Origin of the sequence: Dyella sp. (assembly GCF_035685885.1) — a bacterium.
GTDB lineage: Bacteria > Pseudomonadota > Gammaproteobacteria > Xanthomonadales > Rhodanobacteraceae > Dyella.
This window is the reverse complement of sequence record NZ_DASRZX010000138.1, coordinates 1-6123: the sequence shown is the minus strand read 5'-3', so window position 1 is coordinate 6123 and position 6123 is coordinate 1. Positions and strand designations below refer to the sequence as shown.

4 protein-coding genes are annotated in these 6123 nt (G+C 65.5%); 1 reads left to right on the top strand and 3 read right to left on the bottom strand.

Translation table 11 applies throughout. The features are described 5' to 3' along the window. Positions 1 to 38 precede the first annotated feature (38 nt). Positions 39 to 2309, bottom strand: a complete 2271-nt coding sequence (katG, locus tag VFG49_RS15375; RefSeq protein WP_324862062.1) for a catalase/peroxidase HPI — start codon at positions 2307 to 2309, stop codon at positions 39 to 41. Between the two features lie 472 nt (positions 2310 to 2781). Continuing rightward, positions 2782 to 4008 carry a hypothetical protein gene (locus VFG49_RS15370; RefSeq protein ID WP_324862060.1) on the bottom strand — a complete coding sequence of 409 codons (1227 nt, stop codon included), beginning with the start codon at positions 4006 to 4008 and terminating at the stop codon, positions 2782 to 2784. 364 nt (positions 4009 to 4372) lie between these two features. On the opposite strand from VFG49_RS15370, the gene VFG49_RS15365 reads away from it, so the two are divergent. Then, a complete protein-coding gene (locus VFG49_RS15365; RefSeq protein ID WP_324862058.1) occupies positions 4373 to 4876 on the top strand; it encodes a PepSY domain-containing protein in 504 nt (167 codons plus the stop codon). Positions 4877 to 5001: 125 nt separating this feature from the next. Here the strand turns inward: VFG49_RS15365 and VFG49_RS15360 are convergent. Next, positions 5002 to 6123: ATP-dependent helicase C-terminal domain-containing protein (locus tag VFG49_RS15360; protein WP_324862056.1), on the bottom strand; the 1122-nt coding region annotated here is incomplete at its 5' end.

Below are 6123 nucleotides of genomic sequence, written 5' to 3'. Positions count from 1 at the left end.
GCCGTGACACCGCCGGTATCGGCGGTGTCACGCAACGCTCACGCCAGGTCGAAGCGATCGAGGTTCATCACCTTGACCCAGGCTGCGACGAAGTCGCGGATGAATTTCTCCTGCGCATCCGTGCTGGCGTATACCTCGCTGAGCGCGCGCAGCTGGGCGTTGGAACCGAACACCAGGTCGGCGCGCGTGGCGGTCCACTTCGCCTCGCCGGTCTTGCGATCGACTCCCTCGAACTGCTCGCCGGCATCCGAGGTCGGCTTCCATTCCGTTGCCATGTCGAGCAGGTTGACGAAGAAGTCATTGCTCAGGGTGCCGGGCCGCTTGGTGAACACGCCATGCTTGGTGTGCCCGACGTTGGTGTCCAGCACGCGCAGGCCGCCGACCAGCGCGGTCATTTCCGGCGCCGTCAGGGTAAGCAGTTGCGCCTTGTCGACCAGCAGGTGCTCGGACGGGATGGTGAACCGGGCCTTGAGGAAGTTGCGGAAACCATCGGCCAGCGGTTCGAGCATCGCCACCGACTGCACATCGGTCTTCTCCTGCGAAGCATCCGCACGCCCCGGCGAGAACGGCACCTTCACCGCATGCCCGCCCTGCTTCGCTGCCTGCTCGATGGCGGCGCCGCCCGCGAGCACGATCAGGTCGGCCAGCGAGATCTTCTTGCCACCGGACTGCGTCTTGTTGAAATCGCCCTGGATGCCTTCGAGAACTTTCAGTACCTTGCCCAACTGCTCGGGCTGGTTCGCCGCCCAGCTCTTCTGCGGCTCCAGCCGGATACGGGCGCCATTGGCACCGCCGCGCTTGTCACCGCCACGGAAGGTGGATGCCGATGCCCACGCCGTCGATACCAGCTCACCGACGGTGAGGCCCGACGCCAGGATCTTCTCCTTGAGCGAAGCGATGTCCTTCTCGTCGACCAGCGGATGATCGACCGCGGGGATCGGGTCCTGCCAGTCGAGTTCTTCGGCCGGCACTTCCGGGCCGAGGTAGCGCGAGCGCGGACCCATGTCGCGATGGGTCAGCTTGAACCAGGCACGCGCAAAGGCATCGGCGAACTGATCGGGGTTCTCCATGAAGCGCCGCGAGATCTTCTCGTAGGCGGGGTCCATGCGCAGCGAGAGGTCGGTGGTGAGCATCGACGGCGCGATGCGCTTGTCCTTGTCGTGCGCGTGCGGCACGGTGCCGGCACCCATGCCGCCCTTGGGCCGCCACTGGTTCGCACCCGCCGGGCTCTTGGTCAGCTCCCACTCGAAGCTGAAAAGATTCCAGAAGAAGTTATTGCTCCACTTGGTCGGCGTGGTGGTCCAGGTGACTTCCAGGCCGCTGGTGATGGTGTCGCCACCCCTGCCCGAGCCGAACGTGCTGTTCCAGCCCAGCCCCTGATTGTGGATGTCCGCGCTTTCGGGTTCGGCGCCTACGTTGTCGGCGGGTCCGGCGCCGTGTGTCTTGCCGAAGGTGTGGCCGCCGGCGATCAGCGCGACGGTCTCCTCGTCGTTCATCGCCATGCGGCCGAACGTGTCGCGGATGTCATGCGCGGCGGCGATGGGATCGGGGTTGCCATCGGGACCTTCCGGATTCACGTAGATCAGGCCCATCTGCACGGCTGCGAGCGGGTTCTCCAGATTGCGGCCCTGATCGGTGCGGCTCTTTTCCGCGCCGTGCAGCTCCTCGTCGGCCACGATCACGCCTTCGTCATCGTCATCGCCGGCGGCACCCTTGCCGTAGCGGACGTCGCCGCCCAGCCAGGTCTTCTCCTTGCCCCAATAGACGTCCTGGTCCGGTTCCCAGGTGTCTTCGCGGCCGCCGCCGAAACCGAAGGTCTTGAAGCCCATGGTTTCCAGCGCGACGTTGCCGGCGAGAATCATCAGGTCGGCCCAGGAAATTTTCTGGCCGTATTTCTGCTTGATCGGCCAGAGCAACCGGCGCGCCTTGTCGAGGCTGACGTTGTCGGGCCAGCTGTTGAGCGGCGCAAAACGCTGCTGCCCGCGACCGCCGCCGCCACGACCATCGCCGATGCGATAGGTGCCGGCGCTATGCCAGGCCATGCGGATGAACAACGGGCCGTAGTGGCCGAAGTCTGCCGGCCACCAGTCTTGCGAGTCGGTCATGAGTGCGGCGAGGTCTTTCTTGACGGCGCCCAGGTCCAGGCTCTTGAACGCCTTGGCGTAGTTGAAATCCTGATCCAGCGGATTGGAGCGGCTGGAGTGCTGTGCCAGCAGGTCCAATCGCAATTGCCTGGGCCACCAGTCGCGATTCGTCGTACCGCTACCGGCGGCGTGGGTGAACGGACACTTCTTCGCTTCGTTTGACATGCGCTCTCTCCTGAGGAGGGTGGACCGACTGCTTGTACTGCAATGGGTTCAAACGTCCATGATGCGTCGGCGACTTTGCGATCCTGCGGCAGCCCCCCGTGCTTTTGCTGCCGTCAACGACGTCGGCGCAGCACGCCGACGACGGCTTTCGCAGTGCACGCGTACTGCCCGCGGGATACTTCGACGCACGTTTTCAACCCGACTCTACGCTCGCCTTTCCATCAATAGAATTTGATTGTTGCAATGCCTTTGATAGGCCATGGCTATGGCGCAGTGGACGCTACGGGCATCGCGGCAACGCGCATCCCCTTCCCGACACGCCAACGGCCCCGGGTTCCGGCGTCATGGAGAGCAGGCGTATTAAGCCAAGCGGGGTGAAAGTTCCGTGGCGAAGGCCGTGTGCAGCCGCGCGGCGCGCGATGCCGTCACGTCAGCAGGCAGCCGGCGCGGGGCGACGAGCCCGTCGCATGCCTCATTGACCCGCTGCGTTTGCGCTGGAAGCCGGCTCCTGTTGCGCCCCGCGGAAATCCACGGCCATGAAATGCCTGGGCGCCCCGTTGTCGACTGGCTTGCTCTTGAGGAAGTCGGCGGCCTGTGCATCGCCTTTCAGATAGGCATCAAGAAAGCGCCCGGTATACATCGCGACCAGGGCGTAACCGGTATTGGCGTCGTCGCGACCGTAGTCGGCCACCTGATCTTCGGCAAAACGTTGCGCGGTCTTGCGCCGCTGCGCCATGGCACCGAATTCGCCGTGGGACATGCCAAGCATGATGGCCGTGACCAGATCACCCCGGACCCAGGCGTTCAGGACACTGGGTCCAACGATGTCGTCCGCCGGGCCGTCGTAGTACTTGTCCAGACGCTCCGGCAAGGTGACATCGCCCTCCATGAAGAAGAGCAGGGGTATGCGCATCTGATCCGCATGCACATACCCGGCCTTGCGCACCAGTCCGGGGAAGTAGCGCATGCTGCCGTCCATCGCCACGAGGGCATCGATGCGCCGATCGCGCGCCGCCGCAAAGAGCCCGGAGATGCCGCCCCAACTCCAGCTGACGACCGCTACGCGCGAGGCATCGGCATGGGGCAGCGATGCCGCATAGGTGATCAGGTAGGAAATATCGCGCGCCTGTGTCTCGATGCCTTCCAGATCGTCCGTCATGTCGCGCGTCGACGCGCCCATTGATGGACTGGCGATGACCACATAGCCATGGCTGGCGAGGTACTCGCACAGGTCCGCGTTCTCCCAGGGCACGGACGAATCGCTGGGCGCGTAGATGACAACGGGAAAACGTCCTTGCGCCGCAGGCGTGTTCCGCACCGCCCAAAGCGGGGCGCCACTGGAGGATTTCAGCTGCGCACGCCAGTGATTGGCGTTGGGATCTGGCTTGTCGAAGGCCACTTCCGTGTCGGCCAACGCAGCGTAATCACCCACCGTCATCGGGCTGGCCGTGTTCTTCGCCGCGGGATACCAGACCAGCGTCTGCAGCGGGCGCGAGGTCAGCTTCGCGGTCGGCGTGCCTTGCGATGTTGCGGAAGCGGGAAAGTGGCGCGTGCCATCGTGCAGCTCCGCCACGTTCAGGCCGACCGGGTACGGCCCCGGCGTCTGCAGAAACTGGAAGGACGGTGCCTGCGCCCATGATGGTGCCGCCGCGATGATCCACAGGGCCATGCAGGCACAGCATCGGGACAGGGTCTTCATGAAGGCTCCGGGAAGCGTCGACCAGCCCGGCAACGTTAAGCGACCGCGACGTGGATACGCATCGTCCGAAAGTCACCGGTGTGTGTGTGCGCAGCGGCACGCGTCATACGCGCCGAAGTGGTCGCCGCATGGTCGACCGGTGATGGCATTGCGCCGAAACCAGACCGGTTTTCACTGCGGACGATCGCCAGCGCCTCAGCCATGGGCATGAACCCATGCCGTATGGACGTCCATCTCCGCGCGATCGCTTCAACACCGTTCCGGTTCCTGACTGCGCGCCAACCAGAACCGAAAAGTTCACACGGGGCTGACCCATGCGTTCGCAAGCTCCGGCCACACATCGCCACCGGAGAAGGTGTCTACCATGACCAAGCGCATGCTTCCCCTGCTGATCGCTCTTTCCATCACCGGCGTTGCCGCTGCGCAACAGGCGCCCAGCAGCGCACAATCGGTGAGCAGTGCCACGCAGACGACCACGACGGTCACCACATGGACGACCACGCCGCCAAGCGGCGCGCTGACCGAGGATGCGGTGAAGTCGTCGATCGCCACCGCCGGCTACAAGGAGGTCAAGGACCTCAAGTTCAAGGATGGCGTGTGGCGCACCAAGGCACGTGGCGGCAACAAGCAGTGGGTCACGCTCGCGGTGGGCCCGGTCAACGGCCGCGTCTATCCCGCCGATGCCCCTTCCAAGCTCAACGAGGACGAGGTGAAGGCCAAGCTGGCCGCGGACGGCTATGAAAACGTGGCACACGTGAAGTTTGACGAGGGCCTGTGGAACGCCGACGCCAAGACTGCGCACGGTACGGCCGTCGCTGTACTGGTCGACCCGGTCGACGGCAGCGTAGTGGCCCGCTCGCACGACTGATCACCGATCGCGCGTTGCCAGAGCGGCCCGGAACGTGTCGTTCCGGGCCGCTTCTTTTGGATGGCCAAACACCTTGTGGCCGAAGCCCCCTTAAACGAACCACAGGTGCATCTCGCGCAAGCGCGCTACGTACCGCGCGGCTTGGCCCGGTGCGTGGGAACAGCCGTCCACGGATCGTCGGGCCACGGATGGCGCGGGTAACGGCCCTTGAGTTCCTTCTTCACCTCCGGGTAGGTCCGCTCCCAAAAACCCTTCAGGTCCTGCGTGACCTGGATGGGGCGGCCCGCGGGTGAGAGCAGGTGCAGCGTGACGGGAATGCGGCCACCAGCGATGCGCGGCGTGTCGGCCAGGCCGAACAGTTCCTGCAGCTTCACGGCGAGCACGGGCGGCTCGCCTTCGCTGTATTCGATGCGGCGGCTCATGCCACTGGGCACGGTGATGCTTTCGGGCACCTGCGCATCGAGTTCGCGGCGTTGCTCGTAGTCGAACAGGGAACCCAGCGCCTGCGAGAGCTCGTCGGCACCGAGTGCATCGAGGCTGCGCTTGCCATTGAGATACGGCGCCAGCCACTCCTCCAGCGAGCCAAGCAAGGCTGCATCAGAAACATCGGGCAGTCCACGCTCAGGCACCCAGCGGCGCCATGCCTGCATGCGCGCGCGCAGGCGGCGTGCCTGCTCGCTCCATGGCAGCGCGTCGACGCCCTTCGCGCGCACGGCGGCGAGCAAGGCAGGCAACGCGTCCTCCGGCTTGACCGGAACGCTGCGGCGATCGAGCACGATGCTGGCATAGCGGTGTTCCTCGAAGGCTTCCACGGCGTTGCGTTCGTCGTTCCAGCGCAGCGCGCGCTCGCGCCGGAACTGTGCGGCGTAGTCGCGTTCCAGCACACGCATGTCGAGCGGCGCCGCCGCCAGGATCAGGCTGTCGCGCGCCTCGAAACGAAGATCGAGTGCCACCAGCCACGGCTCCCCGAGCAAGGCGGTGCTTTCGTGCAACCGGGCGCCGCGCCCGTTGGCCAGGGTGTAGCGCAACGGATTGCTGTCGTCGCGGCGTGCGACACGATCGGGAAACGCGTGCAGCAACAGGTCGCCCACGCTGTGGCTGTCGGGTACGCCGCTGGCGGCGCTGCGCACGTCCAGGCGACGGCGCCAGCCCCTGCTCGCCTGTTCGATAGCCGCCAGTGCGCCGGTATCCGCACCGCCTCGCGCGCCCGCTGTGCGGCGATCGCGCCACGCGTGCAGGGCATTGAC

Excerpts from the sequence above, each read along its gene's own strand:
- VFG49_RS15370 (WP_324862060.1), bottom strand. The coding sequence starts at position 4,008 with ATGAAGACCCTGTCCCGATGCTGTGCCTGCATGGCCCTGTGGATCATC.
- VFG49_RS15365 (WP_324862058.1), top strand. The coding sequence starts at position 4,373 with ATGACCAAGCGCATGCTTCCCCTGCTGATCGCTCTTTCCATCACCGGC.
- katG (WP_324862062.1), bottom strand. The coding sequence starts at position 2,309 with ATGTCAAACGAAGCGAAGAAGTGTCCGTTCACCCACGCCGCCGGTAGC.